This window comes from Burkholderia sp. SRS-W-2-2016 (genome assembly GCF_001931485.1).
In the GTDB taxonomy this organism is placed as follows: Bacteria; Pseudomonadota; Gammaproteobacteria; order Burkholderiales; family Burkholderiaceae; genus Paraburkholderia.
This window is the reverse complement of record NZ_MSDV01000019.1, coordinates 109,802-127,333: the sequence shown is the minus strand read 5'-3', so window position 1 is coordinate 127,333 and position 17,532 is coordinate 109,802. Positions and strand designations below refer to the sequence as shown.

Sequence of the window (17,532 nt, the reverse complement as noted above, 5' to 3'; positions counted from 1 at the left end):
GCGCGGTATCGCGTGACGTGCCGCGGTCACAGCACCACCGGCACTTCGGTCGCCGGCGGCGTATTACGGCTGCGCCGGCAACGGATGTGGCCGTCGATCATCACCATCCCGACGCCCGGAATATCGCCAAGCTGCACGCTTTCGAGCAGCGTATCGGCGGCCGTATGCTGCGCGCGGTCCATGAATACGAGGTCGGCCGGACGGCCCACTTCGATCAGCCCCTGGCGCAGATTGCGTTGGCGCGCGGTGTTGCCGGTCGCGAAGCAGAATGCGATTTCGGCGGGCACGTCGGCGAGACTCGAAATCAGCGCGATCATCCGCAGAATGCCGAGCGGCTGCACGCCGGAGCCGGCCGGGCTATCGGTGCCGAGAATGATCCGGTGCGGACACTTCAATTCGATCGCATGGCGCGCGGTCAGCAGCGCGATCCGCTCGTTGCCGTTGTGAACGATTTCGAGCGCGCGAGTCGACTGCTCGCACAGATCGCAGACATGCCGGTACGACAGCGACGTATGACCGCCGTTGACGTGGCCGATCACGTCGGCATCCGCCGCGAGCACGACATCGCGATCGATCAGACCGGAGCCCGGAATCGACGGACCGCCCGTATGAATCGTGCTCTGAATCCCATACTTGCGCGCCCACGCGACCATCTGCTGCGCTTCCTCGCCGCCCTTCACGCTGCCGAGACCGACTTCGCCGAGCAGCTTCACGCCCGCTTCCGACAACTCCTTGAAGTCCTGCTCGACCATCCCCTTTTCGATCACCGGCGCGCCGGCCAGCACCTTCACGCCGCCGCCGACGCCCGCCGCGCGCATCCCGTCGAACGAACGCTGCGCGGTAATCGCGAGTGCCTTCACGCCGAGCACGTCTTTCGGACGACCAGGCAAATGCACTTCGCCGGCCGAGATCATCGTCGTCACGCCGCCGTTCAGATTCGACTCGATCCAGCCGAGCTGATTCTGGCGCGGGGTCCAGTCGCCGAACACCGGATGCACGTGCGAATCGATCAGCCCCGGCGCGACCGTCGTGCCCTTGCAATCGACCGTGGTACGCGCGCCTTCGAGATCGCAATCCTTTTCCTTACCGACCGCGACGATGATGCCGTCGTCGATCACCAGCGTGTCCGCGTCCAGAATCGGCCGGTCGATATCGCCCGACAACAGCAGCCCGATGTTGGTTACCGCGACCTTGCCCGACAAGCCTGTCAACGTCTCTGCCGCCATCTGCCTCTCCTTTCGCCACGACTACTACCGGATGGATTTACACGCTCAGATAAGCGCGCCTCACTGTTTCGTTCCGTGCGAGTTCGCCGATCGTGCCGCTGAAACGGATCTGCCCTTTTTCGAGCACATACGCGCGGTCGCTGACCAGCTCGGCGAAGTGCAGATTCTGTTCGGACAACAGAATGGACAGCCCTTCGCGCTTCAGTTCGAGAATCATGTTTGCCATCTGCTCGACGATCACCGGCGCGACGCCTTCCGACGGTTCATCGAGCAGCACCAGATACGGATTGCCCATCAGCGTGCGCGACACGGTCAGCATCTGCTGCTCGCCGCCGCTCATCTGGCCGCCGGGGCGCCTGGGCATTTCGCCGAGATTCGGAAAGAGGCGAAACAGTTTTTCCGGGGTCCATTGCGGCGCGCCTTCGCGCGGCGGCTGGCGGCCGGTGTCGAGGTTCTCCATCACCGTCAGGTCCGCGAACACGCGGCGGTCCTCGGGCACGAAGCCGATGCCCATCCGCGCGATCTTGTACGGCGCAAGAGTGCCGATGTTCTGGCCGCGAAACATGACCTCGCCGTGGCGGCGCGGCAGCAGGCCCATTAGCGCTTTCATCGTGGTCGATTTGCCGGCGCCGTTGCGGCCCATCAGCGCGACCACTTCGCCGCGGCCGACTTCGAGGCCGACGTCGAACAGAATATGCGCGCGGCCATAGAACGCGTTGAGGCCGGAGACTTTCAGCATCGGCTCGTTCATTGCACGCTCCCCCGCGCCGCATCGTGCGACGAATCTTGCGCGCCGCCCGCCGTGTCGTGCAGCGGCGCGTGCGGCTTGAATGTCTTGCCGGTGCCGAAATAGACTTCCTGCACGCGCGCGTCGTTGCGGATCGTGTCCGCGTCGCCCTCGGCGATCAGCTTGCCGCGCGCGAGCACGATCATCCGGTCCGCGTAGGCGAACACCACGTCCATGCTGTGTTCGGTGAACAGCACGCCGATCTTGTGCCCGGTCACCAGACGTTTGGTCAACGCCATCAATTCGTTGCGCTCCTTCGGCGCCATGCCGGCGGTCGGTTCATCCATCAGCAGCAGCTTCGGGCGGTTCGCGAGTGCAATTGCGAGTTCGACGCGCTTTACGTCGCCATAGGCGAGCACCCCGCACGCGCGGTTCGCGTGCGCGCCCATGCCGACCTGTTCGAGCAGCGCGAACGCTTCGTCCGCATAGCGCGAGCCGGCCGGCTTCCATAGCCCGAAGGTCTTTTTCTCGCGCGATACCAGCGCCATCTGCACGTTTTCGAGCACCGTCATCGAGTTGAACGTCGCGGCGATCTGGAACGTGCGGCCGACGCCGCGCCGCCAGATATCGCGCGGCTTCATTCCGACCAGCTCATCACCGTCGAGCCGGATCGAACCCGACGACGGCGCCAACTGCCCGTTCACCATGTTGAAACAGGTGGACTTGCCGGCGCCGTTCGGCCCGAGCAAGGCCAGCAATTGACCGGCTTCGAGATCGAACGAAACGTCGTCGACCGCCTTCAGTCCTCCGAACGATCGCGACAGACCGCTTACGCGCAGCAGGCTCATAGTCCCTCCTTGACCGCGCCGGCCGGTTGCGACGACGCGGCGCCGCCATTGGTTTTATCGGCCTGATCGGCGTTCGCGTCGCCGAAGCGCTCGCGGACAAAGCCGACGATGCCCTGCGGAAACGCGATCACCAGCAGCAGGATCGCGAAGCCGAGCAGCGCCTGCCAGTAATCGGTCTGACGCGCGACCGTATCCTGCAACCAGGTGAACACCGCCGCGCCGACAATCGGTCCACTGAGCGTCTGGATGCCGCCGAGCAGCACCATCACGAGACCGTCGACCGAACGGCTGACGCTGATCACTTCCGGCGAGATATTGCCCTTCGAGAACGCGTACAACGAGCCGGCGAGTCCGCAGAACACCGCCGCGATCACGAACGACGCCCACTGCACGCGCTTTACATCGATACCGATTGCTTCGGCGCGCAATGCGGAATCGCGCGACGCCCGCATCGCGTAGCCGAGCGGCGAGAACAACATGCGCCGCAGCAGCCACACGCCGAGCACCGCACACACGAGCGTCAGGTAATAGAACGCGACCGGCGACGACAGCCAGTTCGACGGCCATAAGCCAAGCACGCCATTGCTGCCGCCGGTCACGTCGTCCCACTGGAATACGACCGACCAGACGATCTGCGCGAACGCGAGCGTCAGCATCGCGAGATAGACGCCGGATAGCCGCACGCAGAACCAGCCGAACACCAGCGCGCCAAGCACCGCGAGCAATGGGCCGAGCACGAGCGCCGCTTCCATCGGCAAATTCAGCACCTTCAGGAACAGCGCCGCGCCGTATGCGCCGAGTCCGAAGTACGCGGCATGGCCGAACGAGTGCATCCCGCCCGGGCCCATGATGAAATGCAGGCTCGCCGCGAACAGCACCGCGATCAGGATTTCGACCAGCAGCACCGGCATATACGGGAACGCATTGGCCGCGAGCGGCGCGAGCAGCAGCACCAGCAGCACGAACGCGGCAAGCCATTTGAGCCGCTTGCCTGCCGGCCGCAACGGCGCTTCCGGCGCACCCATCGCACGCACCGCGGCGCTCGCGCGGCCGAGCAGCCCCCACGGTCGCACCACCAGCACGATCGCCATCACGACGAATTCCGCGACCAGCGTAAAGCGGCTCAACGACAAACCGATGCCGAAAATCGTCACGTGTCCGATGCCGATACACAGCGCCTTGATCTCCGCGATCAGCAGCGCGGCGACGAACGCGCCCGGAATCGAGCCCATTCCGCCGACCACGACGACGACGAACGCATTGCCGATCGTCTCCAGATCGAGCGACAGATTGGCCGACATGCGCGGCCCTTGCAGCGCGCCGCCGAGTCCGGCGAGAAACGCGCCGACGAAAAACACCCCGGTAAACAGCCACGCCTGGTTGATGCCGAGCGCGCCGAGCATCTCGCGATCCTGGGTCGCCGCGCGCACCAGCGTGCCCCAGCGGGTGCGCGTCAGCGCGTACCACAGCAGCAGCAACACCAGCGGGCCGATCACGATCAGCGCGATATCGTAGGTCGGCAGCGGATGGCCGAGGAACTGGACCGCGCCGGCCAGATGCGGCGCGCGCGGGCCGAACAGATCGTCGGGCCCCCACAGCCATAGCGCGGCGTCGCGAAAGATCAGCACCAGCGCGAAGGTGGCGAGCAGATGAAATAGTTCGGGTGCCTGATAGATTCGCCGCAACACGACGATCTCGACCAGCGCGCCGAGCACCGCGACCGCCAGCGCGGCGGCCAGCACCGACAGCCAGAAGCCGCCCGTGGTCTGCCCATAGCGGCTCGCGATGCTGTACGCGACGTAGATCCCGAACATATAGAACGAGCCGTGCGCAAAGTTGACGATACGCGTGACGCCGAAGATCAACGACAAACCGGCGGCGACCAGAAACAGCGTCGACGCGTCGGCGAGTCCATTGACCAGTTGTACCAGCAGATTCGAAAGCATCGTGATCCTCGGCGGCTTGCTGAACGGCGCGTCCTGTACGACACGCCGCGCGTATTTCGGCCCGCTCGGCAGACGTTGCGACGCAGCCGGCACCATGCGCGCCCGCGGCAACGGCAGGACACTACCAGCGAAACATCCCGTGCAACAAGCGGTGCAAAAAGCGCGGGCCCGCTTTACCGCAAGCCGTCCTCGCCTTTGATCTCGCCGACCTGCAAACCGCCGATACGCGGCAGCGGCCGGCCCGACGCGGTCACCGCGACCGCGACGACGATTTCGTTGGCGCGCGGCGCATCGGCGACGCGCGCTTCGATCGCGTCGAAATGGCTGCGCACGAACGCGGCGTCCTTGTGGCCGAGCGGCACGTCGATCGCGGTGCCGAGCGTGCCCATCTTCTTCGCCGACGGCACCAGCGCCGCGCCCTTCTCGACCGCCGCGCGCAGCGGCGCGCCGAGCTTCGGATGCAGGATCGCGGCCGCGTGTTCGAGTTCGCCCGCCTCGCCGACGATCGCGGCCTTGCCGTAACTCTGCGCTTCGCCCGGCGCGATGCCGAGCGCTTCGACGCAGCGCTTGCCGAGCAGCGCGCCCAACTCCTCACCCGCTTCGATCAGCGCGTCGAGCTTCGCTTCGTAGCGGCCCGCATACGGATTGTCGATCACCGCGATCGCCACCGCGCGGCGCGCGGGCGGCTCGATCGTCTGGCCCATTTCTATACGCGTTTCGTCGACCTGTACGACCAGCTTGCGAAGCCTGATTGCCATTTGCGCTCTCCGAGTTCGATGTTGTGCTGTTGTGCTGCTGTGCTTTGCTGTTGGCCCGGGTGGGTTTCAGCGCAATCCGTCCTTGCCGGCGATCGCTTCTTTCGCGAGCCCGCCGACCCGCGCATGCACGCGCTGCCCGGTGCTCATCACGAGGATGTAGACGATCTCGTCGGCGGCCGGCGCGCCCGGCACGCGCACTTCGAGCGCGTCGAAATGGCTGCGCACGTAGCTCGCGTTCACATGCGTGAGCGGCACGTCGAGCGCGGTGGACGGCGCGCCGACTTTTTTCGTCGACGGCACGATCGCGTTGGTCGGCACACCATGCTTTTCCAGCAGCTCGCGCATCGCGTAGCCGCCGGGCACGTGCCACAGCGCGCCATGTTCGAGTTCGCCGTGCGCGCCGACGATCGCGCCTTTGCCATAGCTTTCGATCGATGCGTGCGGGACCGCCATCGCGCTAAGCAGCCGCTGCGCCATGTCGAAGCCGATCGGCTTCAGCGCTTCCATCGCGGGCGCGATGTCCGCTTCGTAGCGCCCCGCGAACGGATTGGTCATCACCGCGGCAATCGCGCCGCGTCGCAATGGCTGCGCGGGCGCGGGGCCGAACTCGTGGAAGATATCTTCGACGTGCGTCAGCACGCGGCGTATTTCGAACACGGAGCCTCCGTTGTCAGTGAAGCGCGGACCGTGTCGGGTCGCGCTTCGGTTTCGTCGATGCCGGTTACGCGCACCTGTCCTTGCAGAAACAGCGCGGCGCCTTCGATCAAACCCTGCTCGCGCAGCCGTCGCGCGCGCTCGACGCCGCGTGCCAGCGCGAAATCGATTAGCGGCAGCGGCAGCGCGGGGACGTCGACGGTCACCAGCAGGTCGCCGAGATCGCTATCGTCTTTCAGCGACGATGCCGGCCGCCGCACGATCCCCGCATGGTCGAGATCGACTGCGTTCGCGATCATCGTCGCGGCGGCGTCGGCGCTCGCGGCATCGCGTGCGAGTACGGTCACGCTATCGGCGATGCCGAGGCTGAAGCTGCGGCCGCGCCAGCCGCTTGTCGCGATGCCGCGAACTGGTTGGCTTGCGTCTAACGTCAGGTGAGCGTCGAGCGCCGGGTCTTGCGCGAAACGCGAACCCGGCTGGTATTGCGCGAGGTCCGCGAATACGCCGACCTTGTAGCGCGGCCCGTCGCTCAGATACAGCGCGATATCGCCGCCGTTGTTGATGAACGCGCGCTCGATACCGTCCCGCGCGAATGCGCCGATCAGTTCGTCGGCGACGCTGCCCGCGACCGCCGCCATCGGCGTGATAAAACGCGCGCGATGCGGATAACACGCGTGCCACATCCGCCGCGCAACCGTCCCTTGCAGCGGACAGTCGTGCAACGCAGCCGCTGTTTGCACCGGCTGCCGCAGCACTTTTAATTCACCGACCAGTTCCTGCAACACATCCCCGAAGCGCTCCCAGGCCGCCTCATACGCAGCTTGCAGCGCGCGCAGCTCGCCCTGCGCGCCGACGATCAGATCGATCGGCCCGTGCTGCCAATGCCAGCGATGTTCGTCGAGCCGGTTGCGGGTGGGGGTCATCGGGTTCGCGTGTTTGTGGGTTCACAACATTTAGTCAGGATGCTTAAGCAGGCAACACCGCCGGCCACGGATTGTCCGGATCGCGCGCCAGCGTGCGGCGCGCGAGCGGCGCGCCATCCGCATGGGTCGGCCCGTTCGCGAGCACGCTCTGCAACGAGCGCACCGCATCGACGTGGCCGCCGAGATCGCAATAGGTGTCGTACGCCATCGTGAATTCGATCGGCGCGACGATCGCGGGCGTCGGCACCGTGCCGAACGAACGATCGGGCATTCGCGTCACGTCGACCATCACGGTGATGCCGCCGCCCGGCCACACATAGGCCGGCGCGCCGCCGCAGGTGACGTTCACGAGTTTGCGCTTGATCGCGCGCGTGAGCAGCACCGGATTTTCGGTCGCGCCCGCGCGCAGACTGCCGCCCGCACCGCCGAGAAACAGCACGGTGGCCAGCGACGGCTCGCAGTTCTCGCCGATCCGCTCGACCGTGCGGCGCACCGCGTCCGGCATCTCTGCGATCCGCGGCACGAGTTGCTCGTCGAGTTCATACCATTGCGCATGCTCGCCGGTTGTCGACACCATCAGCACGCGCATTCCCGGTTTCGCGACGGCCGGATCGAAGCCTTCGACAATGGCTAGCGGGTCCTGAATATCGGTGCCGCCCCAGCCGGTGCCCGGGTTCGCCACCTGAAAATAGCGGCCCGGCGTCGATTTGCGGCCGCGAATTTTCAGGCCCGAGCGCGTCATGCCGAGACAGCGCCCCGCCTGATGCTCGGTCAGCACGCCGGTGATGTGATCGTCGACCACCACCACTTCGTCCACGTGCCCGAACCATTGCTTCGCGAAGATGCCGATCGTCGCCGATCCGCAACCGACCCGCATCCGCTGCTCCTCGACGCCATCGACAATCGGCGCCGCGCCCGCGCGAATCACCAGCCCCGCGCCGCCGTCGATGCTCAATTCCACCGCTTCCTTGTTGCCGAGCGCGAGCATCATGTCGCACGTCACGCGGCCTTCTTTCTTGCTGCCGCCGGTCAGATGATGGACGCCGCCGAGGCTCAGCATTTGCGAGCCGTATTCGGCGGTGGTCACGTGGCCGACAATCTCGCCGTTGCAGCGCACGTTCGCCTGTTCGGGGCCGAGAAAGCGATCGGTGTCGATCTTCACCTTGAAACTGCAATAGCTGAAGATGCCTTCGGTGACGACGGTGACCATATCGACGTCGTCGAGTTTCGACGCGACGATAAATGGCGCGGGTTTGTAGTCGGGATAGGTGGACGACGCGCCGACGCCGGTGACGAATAGCGCGGGTTCTTCGGCGTTGTCGGGGGTGGCGCTTGCTGCGCCGAACGCGATAGCCGCATCATCACCGCCCGCATCCGGCAGCGCCGCCGCACGCGACAGAAACACGACCGGATCGACGCGAATCAGCCTTCCATCCGCATTCGCATAGCGGTCGCACGCGCCGGTGCGCCCGTCGGAAATCTGGCACAGCACCGGACATGCATTGCATTCGATCTTGTTCGACGCCATCCGCTCGCTGCGCGGCGCCGACTTTTCGAGCACGGTCGGCCCCGGCGTCGACGCGGTATCGCGATCGACGCTGTCGGCACCGAAATCGACCTTCGTATGTTCTGTCATCGTGGGGTTCCGTACGACATCACAAGCAATGGCGGGTGCTACCCGGTCCGCGAAACGCCGCTGTTTCAGGGCCTTTTCGCGCGGGCCGCACATTTTCATGTTGCGGCCACTAACCGTTCATGTAGTATCTTCTACACCAAACGTGAGTGAAATCTACTCGATCAAAAACGACTGCGCAACGGCTTTTCCATCGGCCGGCGCGATGCTGCAACGCGGCATCGGCCCGCGCGATTCATCCGCAAGCCGCCGTGGTCAAGCGTTGAAGCCAGCCCGAGCAACGCAGAAAAAAACTTCGTGACCGGAGATCCGACACCGCCATGAGTCCTACCGCCGTCCGCAAACCGGGCGCCCCCGGCATCCGCGCGAAACAGGCGCAGGACACCCGCGCGAAACTGCTGAAAGCGGCTATCAAGGTATTCGCGAAGCAGGGTTATGCGAGCGGCCGTATCGAAAGCATTTCGAAGGCCGCGCGCTCGCACGACCGGATGATCTACTACTACTTCGGCAGCAAGGAGCAGTTGTTTATCGAAGTACTGGAGACGATCTATACGCAGTTCAACGAGGCGGAAAGCAAACTCGATCTCGACCTCGCCGATCCGGTGCACGGGCTCGAACAGATGGTCGAATTCGTCTGGCAGTACTACCTCGATCACCCGGAATTCGTCACGCTGCTGTCGAGCGAAAACCTGCATCAGGGCAAGCATGCGAAGAAGTCGGTGAAGCTGAAGGAGATTTCCGGCTACGCGATTTCGGTGGTGCAGAAGCTGCTCGAAGCGGGCCGCGCGCAGCAGGTGTTTCGCGACGATATCGCGGCGCGCGACGTGTATCTGATGATCGCGTCGCTCGGCTATTTCTATAACGCCAATCAGTACACGCTCGGCGCGTTTCTCGGCGAACCGATGATGGACAAGGCGGCGCTCGCGCATTGGCGCGAGGTGATCAAGGAGACCGTGCGGCGCGCGGTGTGTGTGCAGGTGCCGGTCAGCGAGGCGACCGCATAAAAAAACGCGCGACGGAAATTTTCCGTCGCGCGTTTTTCGAATGCAGCAGCAGTAAAACTACCGCAACCAGCCCTTACGGCTTCTCAGCAGCAGCGGCAGCCGCCGCATCGTCCTCACGGAACAGCTTGTCGGCCAGGTGGAACGCCGAGTTCGCCGCCGGCACGCCGCAATAGATCGCGGTCTGCATCAGCACTTCCTTGATCTGATCGCGCGTCACGCCGTTGTTCTTCGCGGCGCGCAGGTGCAGCGCGAGTTCCTCGCTGCGATTGAGCGCGACCATCATCGCAATGGTCAGCAGGCTGCGCGTATGACGCGGCAGACCTTCGCGGGTCCAGATTTCGCCCCATGCATAGCGGCTGATCAGGTTCTGGAATTCCGTGGTCAGCTCGGTGCGGTTCGCGAGCGAACGGTCGACGTGCGCGCTGCCCAGCACCGCGCGGCGCACCGCGATCCCGGCTTCGTAACGGTCTTCGTCGTTCATTATTTCGTCTCCGTCAGGAAGTCGATCACGGTCTTCGTGAATTCGTCGACCTTTTCGATGTTCGAGATATGCGACGCGTCGAGTTCGACGTAGCGCGCGCCCGGAATCGACTGCGCGAGTTCGCGGCCTTGCGCCGGCGTCGCGGCCAGATCGTGAGTACCGCTGATCACCAGCGCCGGCAGCTTGATGCCCGGCGTTTCGGGGCGCAGGTCGGCCGCGTCGATCGCGTCGCAGTTCGATGCGTAGCCATCCTTATCGGTATGCACGAACACGTCGCGGATCATTGCCAGCACGACCGGCTCGCGTTCGATGAACTCGGCCGTGAACCAGCGCGGCAGCACCGCGTCGGCGAGCGACAGCATCCCTTCGTTGCGGGCCTTCGCGGCGCGCGGCACCCACACTTCCGGCGAACCGATACGCGCCGCGGTGTTGCACAGCACGACACGGTCGAAGCGGTCGCTATGACGCGCGGCCAGTGCGATGCCGGTCAGGCCGCCCATCGACAGCCCGCAGAAATGCGCGCGCGAAATCTTCAGCGTGTCCATCAGGCCGAGCACGTCGCCGGTCAGCTGCTCGATCGTGTACGGACCCTTCGGCGCTTCCGAATGGCCGTGGCCACGGGTGTCGTAGCGCAGCACGCGGAAGTGCTTCGAGAGCGCCGCGACCTGCGGCGTCCACATGGACATATCGCTGCCGAGCGAATTCGACAGCACGAGCCACGGCGCGTGGCCATGACGATCGCCGTCGATACGATAGTGAAGCTCGGTGCCGTTGACTGCGGCGTAGGGCATGCCGGTTACTCCTTGGAATGGGCGCGCTGCGCGCGCGAGGTGTGAAGCGCCAGCGCGGCGTCGACATATGCGTGCGCCTGGCCGACGTATTGAGCGGGATCGAGCAGTTGCTTCAGACGCTCAGACGAAAGATGCTGGGTCACCGCGGGATCGGCGGCAAGCACGTCATACAGCGTCTTGCCTTCGGCGATCGCCGCCTTCGAGGCGCGCTCGACCAGATGATGCGCGTCGAGCCGGCCGATGCTGTCGCCGAGCGCGAGCATCACCGCTTCGCCGAGAATCAGCCCGCGCGTGACGTCGAGATTCTTCGCGAGGCGCGCGACGTTCACGTTCAGGCCCGCGGCGATCTGTTCGATATTCGCGAGCGCGCCGCCGGCCAGACGCGCGAGGTCCGGCAGCGCGTCCCATTCGGCCTGCCAGCCGCCGAGCGCGCGCTCGTGTTCCTGCACCATGCCGGCGAACACGGTGGCGACCAGCCCCGGCGCCCGCGTCGCGGCGGTCAGCACGGCCGCGCAGCCGACCGGGTTGCGCTTGTGCGGCATCGTCGACGAACCGCCCTTGCCGGCCGCGGCGGGCTCGGCGAGTTCGTCGATTTCGGTTTGCATTTGCAGCGACACGTCGCGCGCGATCTTGCCGAGCGTACCGATCAGCATGCCGAACAAAGACGCGGTTTCGGCGATGCGGTCGCGCTGCGTGTGCCACGGCAGCGTCGGCAGCGCGAGGCCGAGTTCTTTGGCGAGCGATTGAGTGACCTGCGGAGCCGCGTCGCGCAGACTCGCGAGCGTGCCGGCGGCGCCGCCGAATTGCAGCACCAGCACGCGCGCGCGCAGTTCTTCGAGGCGCTCGCGATGACGCAGCAGCGCGTCGAGCCATTGCGCGAACTTCAGGCCGAGCGTGATAGGCAGCGCCTGTTGCAGCCACGTGCGGCCGATCATCGGCGTCGCGCGATGGGCGGCCGCGAGTTTCGCGACCGCATCGCAGGTGGCTTGCAGGTTAGTGTCGAGCAGATCGAAGGTGTCGCGCAGTTGCAGCACCGTCGCGGTATCGATGATGTCCTGGCTGGTGGCGCCCCAGTGCACGTATTTGCCGGCTTCGGCATCGGCTGCCTTCACGCGCGCGGTCAGTTGCTTGACCAGCGGAATCGCGAGGTTGCCGCCGAGCGCGGCGTCGCGCGCGAGCGCGTCGGCATCGAGCTGGTCGGCCTGGCAGGCCGCTTCGATCGCGGGCACCGCGGCGGCGGGAATCACCTGGTGGGCAGCCGAAGCGCGCGCGAGCGCGGCTTCGACGTCGAGCATCCGCTGCAGCGTGGCATGCGGCGACCAGATATCGTTCATCGGCTGTGTGCCGCAGAGAAGGCCGGTCAGACGGGCGCTGGAGTCGAGCATGGTGACGATCTTCGAGGAATCGGGGAAAGCGGAAGTGAAGGAGCGGCGCGGCGGATCACGCTGCGCGGCTTCGCGCTATCGCGGCGTGAAGCTGCATCGCGCGCTCGCTCGTTACAGCACGGCGGCGCCGGTGCCGCGTTCATGGCTGCATATTGTGCGCCAAAACACGTCCGGCACGTCGCCGAAGTTACCAGGCCAGCGCTGACGAGACCGTAGTCTCATCGGCGCTGGCCTGGACGCGACGCGCTGCGCGTCGCGTGGGTACAGCGGAAATACAGCGGGAATACAGCAGCAATACCGCGGCTATCAGGCCGCGTTTGCCGCCTGCGAGCCGTCGGTCATCGGCACGCCGGTCAGCTTCTGCAGTTCGTCGAAGCCGATATCCGTGAAGATCTCGCGCACGACGAGGCCCTGCTTCGTCACGTCGATCATCGCGAGGTCCGTATAGATACGGGTCACGCAGCCGATCCCGGTGACCGGGTACGAGCATTCGGCGGTGATCTTGCTTTCGCCCTGCTTGGTCAGGTGTTCCATCATCACGTACACCTGCTTCGCGCCGATCGCGAGGTCCATCGCGCCGCCGACCGCCGGAATCGCATCCGGTGCGCCGGTGTGCCAGTTCGCGAGGTCGCCCTTGGCCGACACCTGGAACGCGCCGAGCACGCAGAAGTCGAGGTGGCCGCCGCGCATCATCGCGAACGAATCCGCGTGATGGAAGAACGCGCCGCCCGTCAGCAGCGTGACGTGCTGCTTGCCGGCGTTGATCAGTTCGTCGTCTTCCTCGCCCTTCGCCGGTGCCGGGCCCATGCCGAGCAGACCGTTTTCGCTGTGCAGGAAGATTTCCTTGTCGGCGCCGAGGTGGTTCGCCACCAGCGTCGGCACGCCGATGCCGAGGTTCACGTACGCGCCTTCAGGGATGTCCTGGGCAACGCGCTTGGCCATTTCGTCGCGGGTCAGTTTTTTCATGTCGGTCTCCGGTTCAGGCAGCGGCGTCGTGAGGGTTCGGCGCCGGGGCATGTGCCGCTTGCGGCACTTCGATCACGCGTTGCACGAAGATGCCGGGCGTGACGATCACTTCCGGATCGAGCGCGCCGAGCGGCACCACTTGCGACACCTGGACGATCGCGGTCTTCGCGGCGCTCGCCATGATCGGGCCGAAGTTACGCGCGGTCTTGCGATAGGTCAGGTTGCCCCAGCGGTCGCCCTTGTACGCCTTGATCAGCGCGAAGTCGGCGTGCAGCGGCGCTTCGAGCACATAGTGCTTGCCGTCGATCAGGCGCGTTTCCTTGCCTTCGGCCAGCTTGGTGCCGTACGCGGTCGGCGTGAAGAAGCCGCCGATGCCGGCGCCCGCCGCGCGGATGCGCTCGGCGAGGTTGCCTTGCGGCACGAGTTCGAGTTCGATTTCGCCGGCGCGATAGAGCGCGTCGAACACATACGAATCGGTCTGACGCGGGAACGAGCAGATGATCTTGCGCACGCGCTTCGCTTTGAGCAGCGCCGCGAGGCCGATGTCGCCGTTACCTGCGTTGTTGTTGACGATGGTCAGGTCGCGCGCGCCCTGCTCGATCAGCGCGTCGATCAGCTCGGACGGCATGCCGGCCGTGCCGAAGCCGCCGATCATGACGGTCGCGCCGTCGTGGACATCGGCGACCGCCGATTGAAGTGTCTCGAAAATCTTGTTGATCATGTCGAATTTCCTTTGGGGGCGCTACGTGCCGTAGGGCTGACAGCCCTCACCGATCAGGCTCGCGGCAAGGCTCGCGCGGAAACAGGCTCCGGGCAATGCTGGCGACGGCTCGCGCGATGCGAAGCGGGCTGGCGCCTTCGGTTGGTTCACCACCGGGTTGCTCGATATAGCCAAAAAGTTCGGCATATGAACAGTGATTCGTTTAGCGAACGCTGCGGCGATTATGGTTGCGCAGCGGCCGGCTTGTCAAGGCAGGAAAACCCCCTTCATGATAGGCGTCAAAAGACGGCCGGAGGGAGCCAGCGTGCGCCGGGGCGTGCTCTGCGAGGTGTGCCCAGTTGCGCGCGAAAAAGCCGGCTACGGCAAATCCCACTATGCTGACGGGCGATTTTTCACCTAGGCTTTATAACGTTCAGCGATAACGGCGCTGCGGCCATTTGCCTGCCCGCTTGCCCTGCCCAAACATAACAAGCATGTCCGAGACATCCCTGGATCTTAATCTGATCCCCTACCTGGTCGCGATGGAAGACACCCGCAACGTGAGCCGCGCGGCCGAACAACTGGGCGTCAGCCAGCCGCGCGTGAGCACCGCGCTCGGCCGGCTGCGCGAATACTTCGACGACCCGCTGTTCGTGCGCACCTCGAAAGGAATGGAGCCGACGCCGCGCGCGCTGGCGATTCTGCCGGCCGCGCGCGACGCGCTGCTGCGGATCGAAAAAGGCATGCTCGATGTGCAGGACTTCGATCCGGCGACCAGCACCCATACGTTTTCGATCGCGCTCTCCGACGTCGGCGAGATCGTGTTTCTGCCGCGGCTGTTGCAGCTCTTCGCGGAGCGCGCGCCGAATGCGAATCTGCGCTCGGTGTCCTTGTCGCCCGCGCAGGTCGAACGCGGGCTCGAATCGGGCGACGTCGATCTGGCGGTCGGCTACTTCCCCGATCTGGCGGGCACCAACTTCTTCCAGCAGCGGCTGTTCACCCACCGTTTCATCTGCCTGATGCGCAGCGGCCATCCGCTCGCCAAAGCACCGTTGACGCTCGACCAGTACGTCGCGTCCGGGCACGCAGTGGTGCGCGCCGAGGGCCGCAGCCAGGAAGTGCTCGAACAATATCTGGAGAAAAAGCGCATCAAGCGCCGCGCGGTGCTTGAGACGCCGCACTTCATGAGCCTGCCGTTTATCCTCGCGCGCACCGATCTGCTCGCCACGGTCCCGCACGCGATCGGCTTCGCTTACGTGTCCGAGCATGCGTCGATCACGCTGGTCGAACCGCCGCTGCCGTTGCCGCGCTTCGATCTGCGCCAGCACTGGCATCGCAAGTTTCATAACGATCCGCGCGGCGGCTGGCTGCGCGGCGTGGTCGCCGAGCTGTTCAACGATGCGCTCGACGAGTGGCCGAAGTAGGCAACGCCGCAAAGCGCAGCGGCACCCCGCGACGCAAAAACATGGAACAATGGCCGAATCAGTTACTGACCCCGCGCGCAATCCGCAGCGTCGGCGCGCGATCCAGAAGGAGCGACGCATGACCAGCAGCAAGGCAAAGAAAACCAAACCCGCAGCGGCCGTCGAACGTCCGAGCCGCGACGAAGCCGAGGCGGCCGTGCGCGTGCTGTTGCGCTGGGCCGGCGACGACCCGAAGCGCGAAGGCCTGATCGATACGCCGGCGCGTGTGGTGCGCGCGTACGAGGAGTTCTTCGCGGGCTACCAGACCGACCCGCGCGAGATCCTCGCGCGCACCTTCTCCGAAGTGGACGGCTACGACGAAATGATCGTGCTGAAGGACATCCGCTTCGAAAGCTATTGCGAACACCATATGGTGCCGATCATCGGCCGCGCGCACGTCGCGTATCTGCCGAATCACCGGGTGGTCGGCATCTCGAAACTCGCGCGGCTGGTCGATGCGTTCGCGAAGCGGCTGCAGATCCAGGAAAAGATGACGGTGCAGATCGCCGATACGCTGAACGACGTGCTGCAACCGGCCGGCGTCGGCGTGATTCTCGAAGCGGCGCACCAGTGCATGTCGACGCGCGGCGTGCACAAGGCCGGCGTGACGATGGTCACCTCGCGGATGATCGGCACGTTCCGCAGCGATCCGTCGACGCGGCGCGAGTTTCTGTCGATCGTCGGCAGTCCCGGCGTGATGGCGGTGCCCAATACCTGAGCGCACCTGAGCGCACTGGCAGCGCCGGCTCGATGCCGGCTCAACCGCCGGTTCAACCGCAGCAACAGGAGCGCGTCAATTGCTCGAGTTTCCGACGTCGGCGGTTGCCAGCTGGGGCAGCGCGATCGTCTTTGCGAATGTTCTGCTGACCCGCCTCGGCGTGCCGATTCCGGCCGTGCCGGTGCTGCTGTTCGCGGGCTCCGCGATCGCCGCCGGCACGCTGTCGTTCTGGCCGATTCTCGGCGCGGCGATGCTCGGCGCGCTGATCGGCGACGGCACGTGGTTCGCCGCCGGCCGTCTGTATGGACGCACGCTGCTGGCGTGGCTCGGCCGCCTGTCGCCGGCCGTCGACGCGAAGCTGGACATGGCGCGCTCGCTATTCGAGCGCTATGGCGTGCCGCTCGTGTCGGTCTCGAAGTTCGTGCCCGGGCTCGGGCTGATCACGCCGCCGCTGATGGGCACGACCGCCGTCGATATCCGTATCTACGCGCTGTGGGAGCTCGCCAGCGTGCTCGCATGGGCGAGCGTGTGGCTGCTCGGCGGCGCGGCGGTCGAACGCGAACTGCATATGCTGCGCGAGTTCGTGGTCGCGCGCGGCGGCACGCTCGCCGATATGCTGGTCGGCGTCGCGCTCATCTATCTGGGTTACCGGCTGTATCAGCGCCATCGCCAGCGGCGTCTGCGGGCATTGGCCGCCGCGCGGCGCGGCGCGCCGATGCTGGGCGCGCCGGCGCCGGTCGCGGCGCCGTATCGCGGGCCGCTGCCGGCCGCGCCGGACGAAGCAGCGCCGCTAGCCGCGCTGCCGGCCGCGTTCCCCGGCGCGGGGCGCTGGGGCCGCTTCGGCCCGATTGGCCGCATCGCGCCGTCGCGTGTGCTCGATACGCGCCCCGACGCGCCGCTCGTCGAACTGCAGCGCTATTTCCCCGGCGCGCTCGCGCTCGATCCGCATAGTCCCGAGCAACTCGACGGCGCGCTGCGCACGCATGACATGGTGATTTACTGCATCTGCCCGGACAACACGACCGCGGCCGAAGTGTCGCAACGGATGCGCGGCAACGGCTATACGCGGATTCGCGCGCTGCGCGGCGGGCTCGATGCGTGGCAACGGCGCGGCTTTCCGGTCGGCCTGCCGGCCGCGGCGAACGACGCGACCGCCAACCAGGCGGCGCCGTGGTTGCGCGACGCGACCCAGGGCGCGGTGACGTTACGCGGCTTCGCGCCGCGCAGCGGGCGGCGCGCGTGAAGCGCGCGGAGTGCGGCGGGCGGCTTGAAGCGCGCGGCGGGCGGCGTGAGGCGTGCGGCTTGAAGC

Annotated in this window: 18 protein-coding genes; 5 read left to right on the top strand and 13 right to left on the bottom strand. The window is 65.9% G+C overall.

Annotated elements, in window-relative coordinates:
- Positions 1 to 26 precede the first annotated feature (26 nt).
- The 8 genes from BTH42_RS07025 to BTH42_RS06990 form a co-directional block, all read right to left on the bottom strand.
- Positions 27 to 1,226 (bottom strand): amidohydrolase family protein, encoded by a 1,200-nt coding sequence (locus BTH42_RS07025; RefSeq protein ID WP_075297267.1) that lies wholly within the window; start codon positions 1,224 to 1,226, stop codon positions 27 to 29.
- Between the two features lie 37 nt (positions 1,227 to 1,263).
- The gene (locus tag BTH42_RS07020) at positions 1,264 to 1,977 is read right to left on the bottom strand and encodes an ABC transporter ATP-binding protein (protein ID WP_075297265.1); all 714 of its coding nucleotides are present in this window, start codon (positions 1,975 to 1,977) and stop codon (positions 1,264 to 1,266) included.
- Complete coding sequence (locus tag BTH42_RS07015; protein WP_075297263.1) at positions 1,974 to 2,801, bottom strand: ABC transporter ATP-binding protein; 828 nt, start codon at positions 2,799 to 2,801, stop codon at positions 1,974 to 1,976. The genes BTH42_RS07020 and BTH42_RS07015 overlap by 4 nt, the downstream gene beginning before the upstream one ends.
- Positions 2,798 to 4,747 carry an ABC transporter permease gene (locus tag BTH42_RS07010; protein ID WP_075297852.1) on the bottom strand — a complete coding sequence of 650 codons (1,950 nt, stop codon included), beginning with the start codon at positions 4,745 to 4,747 and terminating at the stop codon, positions 2,798 to 2,800. The genes BTH42_RS07015 and BTH42_RS07010 overlap by 4 nt, the downstream gene beginning before the upstream one ends.
- A 173-nt stretch (positions 4,748 to 4,920) precedes the next feature.
- On the bottom strand, positions 4,921 to 5,505 hold the full coding sequence (locus tag BTH42_RS07005; RefSeq protein ID WP_075297261.1) for an amino acid synthesis family protein: 585 nt from the start codon (positions 5,503 to 5,505) through the stop codon (positions 4,921 to 4,923).
- Positions 5,506 to 5,571: 66 nt separating this feature from the next.
- Positions 5,572 to 6,162: an amino acid synthesis family protein gene (locus BTH42_RS07000; protein WP_075297259.1), complete on the bottom strand. Its 591-nt coding sequence runs from the start codon at positions 6,160 to 6,162 to the stop codon at positions 5,572 to 5,574.
- Positions 6,138 to 7,082, bottom strand: a complete 945-nt coding sequence (locus BTH42_RS06995; RefSeq protein WP_075297257.1) for a UPF0280 family protein — start codon at positions 7,080 to 7,082, stop codon at positions 6,138 to 6,140. Before BTH42_RS06995 ends, BTH42_RS07000 begins: the two co-directional genes overlap by 25 nt.
- 43 nt (positions 7,083 to 7,125) lie before the next feature.
- Positions 7,126 to 8,718 (bottom strand): 6-hydroxynicotinate reductase, encoded by a 1,593-nt coding sequence (locus BTH42_RS06990; RefSeq protein ID WP_075297255.1) that lies wholly within the window; start codon positions 8,716 to 8,718, stop codon positions 7,126 to 7,128.
- 317 nt (positions 8,719 to 9,035) lie between these two features.
- Here BTH42_RS06990 and BTH42_RS06985 point away from each other — a divergent pair, with 317 nt between their 5' ends.
- Positions 9,036 to 9,719 (top strand): TetR/AcrR family transcriptional regulator, encoded by a 684-nt coding sequence (locus BTH42_RS06985; protein ID WP_075297253.1) that lies wholly within the window; start codon positions 9,036 to 9,038, stop codon positions 9,717 to 9,719.
- Positions 9,720 to 9,792: 73 nt separating this feature from the next.
- On the opposite strand, the gene pcaC is transcribed toward BTH42_RS06985, so the two are convergent.
- Genes pcaC through BTH42_RS06970 form a run of 3 tightly spaced genes read right to left on the bottom strand, consistent with a single transcriptional unit; the run spans position 9,793 to position 12,376 of the window.
- Positions 9,793 to 10,200 carry a 4-carboxymuconolactone decarboxylase gene (gene pcaC, locus BTH42_RS06980; RefSeq protein WP_075297251.1) on the bottom strand — a complete coding sequence of 136 codons (408 nt, stop codon included), beginning with the start codon at positions 10,198 to 10,200 and terminating at the stop codon, positions 9,793 to 9,795.
- Complete coding sequence (pcaD, locus tag BTH42_RS06975; RefSeq protein WP_075297249.1) at positions 10,200 to 10,991, bottom strand: 3-oxoadipate enol-lactonase; 792 nt, start codon at positions 10,989 to 10,991, stop codon at positions 10,200 to 10,202. Before pcaD ends, pcaC begins: the two co-directional genes overlap by 1 nt.
- Positions 10,992 to 10,996: 5 nt before the next feature.
- Positions 10,997 to 12,376, bottom strand: a complete 1,380-nt coding sequence (locus BTH42_RS06970; RefSeq protein ID WP_075297247.1) for a 3-carboxy-cis,cis-muconate cycloisomerase — start codon at positions 12,374 to 12,376, stop codon at positions 10,997 to 10,999.
- Between BTH42_RS06970 and BTH42_RS06965 the strand changes: the two genes are divergently transcribed.
- Positions 12,375 to 12,581 carry a hypothetical protein gene (locus BTH42_RS06965; protein WP_075297245.1) on the top strand — a complete coding sequence of 69 codons (207 nt, stop codon included), beginning with the start codon at positions 12,375 to 12,377 and terminating at the stop codon, positions 12,579 to 12,581. The genes BTH42_RS06970 and BTH42_RS06965 overlap by 2 nt on opposite strands.
- A 101-nt stretch (positions 12,582 to 12,682) precedes the next feature.
- Here the strand turns inward: BTH42_RS06965 and BTH42_RS06960 are convergent, their stop codons facing one another.
- Positions 12,683 to 13,342, bottom strand: coding sequence for a 3-oxoacid CoA-transferase subunit B (locus BTH42_RS06960; protein WP_075297243.1), 660 nt, complete (start codon positions 13,340 to 13,342; stop codon positions 12,683 to 12,685).
- Between the two features lie 13 nt (positions 13,343 to 13,355).
- Entirely contained in the window at positions 13,356 to 14,063 is a 708-nt protein-coding gene (locus BTH42_RS06955) for a 3-oxoacid CoA-transferase subunit A (RefSeq protein WP_075297241.1), read from the bottom strand.
- A 473-nt stretch (positions 14,064 to 14,536) separates the two neighbouring features.
- Between BTH42_RS06955 and BTH42_RS06950 the strand changes: the two genes are divergently transcribed.
- The 3 genes from BTH42_RS06950 to BTH42_RS06940 all read left to right on the top strand — a co-directional run bounded on the left by BTH42_RS06950 (position 14,537) and on the right by BTH42_RS06940 (position 17,466).
- Positions 14,537 to 15,466, top strand: coding sequence for a LysR family transcriptional regulator (locus BTH42_RS06950; RefSeq protein WP_075297239.1), 930 nt, complete (start codon positions 14,537 to 14,539; stop codon positions 15,464 to 15,466).
- A gap of 118 nt (positions 15,467 to 15,584) precedes the next feature.
- Positions 15,585 to 16,223 (top strand): GTP cyclohydrolase I FolE, encoded by a 639-nt coding sequence (folE, locus tag BTH42_RS06945; RefSeq protein ID WP_075297237.1) that lies wholly within the window; start codon positions 15,585 to 15,587, stop codon positions 16,221 to 16,223.
- Positions 16,224 to 16,302: 79 nt separating this feature from the next.
- Positions 16,303 to 17,466, top strand: coding sequence for a VTT domain-containing protein (locus tag BTH42_RS06940; protein WP_075297235.1), 1,164 nt, complete (start codon positions 16,303 to 16,305; stop codon positions 17,464 to 17,466).
- Positions 17,467 to 17,532: the final 66 nt, after the last annotated feature.

Bases quoted from the DNA above. Each gene is read 5' to 3' on its own strand.
- BTH42_RS07025 (WP_075297267.1), bottom strand. From the start codon at position 1,226: ATGGCGGCAGAGACGTTGACAGGCTTGTCGGGCAAGGTCGCGGTAACC.
- BTH42_RS07020 (WP_075297265.1), bottom strand. From the start codon at position 1,977: ATGAACGAGCCGATGCTGAAAGTCTCCGGCCTCAACGCGTTCTATGGC.
- BTH42_RS07015 (WP_075297263.1), bottom strand. From the start codon at position 2,801: ATGAGCCTGCTGCGCGTAAGCGGTCTGTCGCGATCGTTCGGAGGACTG.
- BTH42_RS07010 (WP_075297852.1), bottom strand. From the start codon at position 4,747: ATGCTTTCGAATCTGCTGGTACAACTGGTCAATGGACTCGCCGACGCG.
- BTH42_RS07005 (WP_075297261.1), bottom strand. From the start codon at position 5,505: ATGGCAATCAGGCTTCGCAAGCTGGTCGTACAGGTCGACGAAACGCGT.
- BTH42_RS06995 (WP_075297257.1), bottom strand. From the start codon at position 7,082: ATGACCCCCACCCGCAACCGGCTCGACGAACATCGCTGGCATTGGCAG.
- BTH42_RS06990 (WP_075297255.1), bottom strand. From the start codon at position 8,718: ATGACAGAACATACGAAGGTCGATTTCGGTGCCGACAGCGTCGATCGC.
- BTH42_RS06985 (WP_075297253.1), top strand. From the start codon at position 9,036: ATGAGTCCTACCGCCGTCCGCAAACCGGGCGCCCCCGGCATCCGCGCG.
- pcaC (WP_075297251.1), bottom strand. From the start codon at position 10,200: ATGAACGACGAAGACCGTTACGAAGCCGGGATCGCGGTGCGCCGCGCG.
- pcaD (WP_075297249.1), bottom strand. From the start codon at position 10,991: ATGCCCTACGCCGCAGTCAACGGCACCGAGCTTCACTATCGTATCGAC.
- BTH42_RS06965 (WP_075297245.1), top strand. From the start codon at position 12,375: ATGGTGACGATCTTCGAGGAATCGGGGAAAGCGGAAGTGAAGGAGCGG.
- BTH42_RS06970 (WP_075297247.1), bottom strand. From the start codon at position 12,376: ATGCTCGACTCCAGCGCCCGTCTGACCGGCCTTCTCTGCGGCACACAG.
- BTH42_RS06960 (WP_075297243.1), bottom strand. From the start codon at position 13,342: ATGAAAAAACTGACCCGCGACGAAATGGCCAAGCGCGTTGCCCAGGAC.
- BTH42_RS06955 (WP_075297241.1), bottom strand. From the start codon at position 14,063: ATGATCAACAAGATTTTCGAGACACTTCAATCGGCGGTCGCCGATGTC.
- BTH42_RS06950 (WP_075297239.1), top strand. From the start codon at position 14,537: ATGTCCGAGACATCCCTGGATCTTAATCTGATCCCCTACCTGGTCGCG.
- folE (WP_075297237.1), top strand. From the start codon at position 15,585: ATGACCAGCAGCAAGGCAAAGAAAACCAAACCCGCAGCGGCCGTCGAA.